General features: G+C 44.9%; 2 protein-coding genes. Both read left to right on the top strand.

Annotation, left to right across the window (positions count from 1 at the left end):
- Window positions 1–361 (top strand): RRXRR domain-containing protein (locus F6K49_RS39715; protein ID WP_293106178.1); only part of this gene is annotated, 361 nt, incomplete at its 5' end.
- Between the two features lie 167 nt (window positions 362–528).
- On the top strand, window positions 529–2780 hold a 2252-nt coding region (locus tag F6K49_RS39710), incomplete at its 3' end, for an HDIG domain-containing metalloprotein (protein ID WP_293106175.1).

The following is a 2780-nucleotide window of genomic DNA, read 5'->3' as shown; positions in this document are numbered from 1 at the left end:
TCGACAGCAACTAATGCCAATTACCCCAAGTTCCCCTAGGGAATCGATTAAAGAAAGAAAAGCTAAAGTTGTAAATAATGACGTAGGCGTATTTACGGTGAAGTTGGTCTGTGAATCATCTGGAAGTCAAACCCAAGCAATAGCCATGGGAATTGACCAAGGTAACCACGAAACCATAATCGGCGTAAAGTCAGTCTATACCACTTTAATAAAGTTTTCTGTTCGTAAACTCCAGTTACTGTTACAGTATACAAGGCGTGATTGTAACTGGAAGTTTCCCACGCAACCTGCGCTCTACCCATGTCAAATGAGTGGATTTAAAATGAGTGGAGGAAAACTTTCCAGTGTTTTTTATGAATAATCAATAAATGTAGATGTCTTTAAGCAAAATGCCACCACCACACAGCAAATTGTGAGCAGACCGCTACTGTTACCAGACATTGCCATTCTTGTGCTATGAAAACGTTAAATTCGCTGACGCAGCCGATCACGCAATTACGGCGAACATCTCAGCACCTTCGCAGTTTTTTGGGATTTAACTCCTCTAGTGCTGCCAAATCCTCAGTTAGCCAATCACAGCAGGAGAATTTAAAAGGACAATCTCTACAGCTCACAGAGTCTCCAAGGCATGGTGAAGGCAGTTCCACTAGCCTAACTTCAGGAAAAAATTGGGGCAAAAGCCAGCATCAACTTCAACAGAAAATTACTCTACCTGTAATGTGGACTTTAGCAGTGGTTTCCCTGACCAGTGTTATGGGAGGGCGCTTTTACAATCAGCCACAGCTAGGTGAAGACACAGTAGCACCACAGACAATCCGGGCACCATTCGATGCTCTGGTTGAGGACTCTAAGACGACGGCTGAGAGACGCAAAGAAGCTCAAAGAGGTGCTCAACCAGTTTTGATGATTGACCAATCTGTTACAGAAAGAATTTATCAAAATCTTGAGCAGTCTCTGGACGCTGTGGAAGAACTGCGCACTAACAGCGGTGTTTTTCCTTTTGTAAAGACTGATGTACTATCCATCGCCACCCAGCGGTATCTGCGGCAAAGTAAGGAATGGGAATGGCGGGCTATCTTGGCATTTTCAGATATCGATAACCATGGCAACGGGTTTGATGCTGAAGCCAAACCACCTACTCCGGCAGAAAATTCATTAAATAAAGCTTTTGTTGAGGCAGTAAGTGAACTGCAAAGCTACCGTCAAAAGTCTTCTGAACAAGAGTTCTCAGCTCTGATTGAGTCAATATCTGCTGCTCGGCAACAGTACGCTCAGGTGTTGCCTCAGCTGTCACAATACCTTAGCCCTGAATTCAGTAGCCTAGATGATGTTTCCGTACTGGATCTATCAGATCAAGATTGGCAAAAAACCCGCATAGTCATTAAGCAGGCTGCTAGTCGCATCCTGACCCAAGGTATTGTTCCAGGATTACCACCAAATCTGATCCAAGAGACCGTGAAGGTAAACTTGACTAGCCTTATGCCCCAGGAAGCTCAACCACTAGCCAAGTATTTACTAGTCAGAGTTTTAGAACCCAACTTGATCGAAAATAAGGAATTAACCAAGCTCATAGCAGAACAGGCAGCAGAAAAAGTGGAACCAATGATGGTTTCAGTGCGTAAAGGAGATGTGATTGTAACCGCAGGCGAAACCATCACTCAAACAGAATTTGTACTACTGGATTATTTTGACTTAAGCCGTCGAGGAATTAACTGGCTGGGTTTGATGGGATTTGGTGGTTTGGTTACTACTACGGTGGGCATTTTTGCCTTAGTGCAACGGCGAGTTCACCCTAAATGGAGGCGGCGGGACTACATTTTGGTATTGCTACTGACCCTGAGTATGCCAATATCAATACTTTTCAAGAGTCCCTTCTTCGAGATTCCCTACACTATGCCTGCTATTGGTTTGTTAGTAGGGAACTTTTATGGGTCTACCATGGGCGTGACAGTGGTGGTTTTACTGACAGGCTTAGTGACCTTTAGTATGGAAGTCACTGGAGAACAAGTACTGGCAAATGTTGCTGGTGGTTTACTGGGTGCCTTGATGGCAGGACGAATGCGATCGCGAGAGGAATTGGCTCTGCTCGGAGTTGGGGTGGGCTTAACTCAAGGTGTGGTTTCCCTGATTATCAATCTGATTATTAGTGCCACGGCTAGTACAATTTGGTCTGCAGTTCTGCCAGGAGCTTTGTTATTAGGTTTATCTGGGTTAGCTTGGAGTATTGTCGCCCTGGGGCTATCACCTTACCTGGAACGTTTGTTTGACCTGGTAACACCAATTCGTCTGGCAGAATTGTCTAATCCCAACCGTCCTCTGCTCAAGCGTCTAGCTACTGAGGCACCTGGAACGTTTCAACATACTCTGTTTGTTGCTTCTTTGGCAGAAGCAGCGGCTCAAGAACTCCATTGTAATGTGGAACTGGTTCGGGCAGGTACGCTCTACCATGACATTGGTAAAATGCACGATCCGTTAGGGTTTATAGAAAATCAAATGGGTGGTCCGAACAAGCATGATGAGATTAATGATCCTTTCAAGAGTGCTGAAATTATCAAAAAGCACGTTACCGAAGGACTGGTTATGGCTCGTAAGCACCAGTTACCCAAGGCAGTGCGGGACTTTATCCCAGAACATCAAGGGAAATTGCTGATTTCCTATTTTTATTTCCAGGCTCAGCAAAAAGCCCAACTCGAAGGTACTGGGTCTGTGGACGAGTCATATTTTCGTTATGACGGTCCAATTCCCCAGTCCCAGGAAACTGGTGTAGTTATGTTAGCTGA

It is taken from the genome of Moorena sp. SIO3I6 (assembly GCF_010672095.1).
This window is presented reverse-complemented; position numbering and strand designations above follow the sequence as displayed.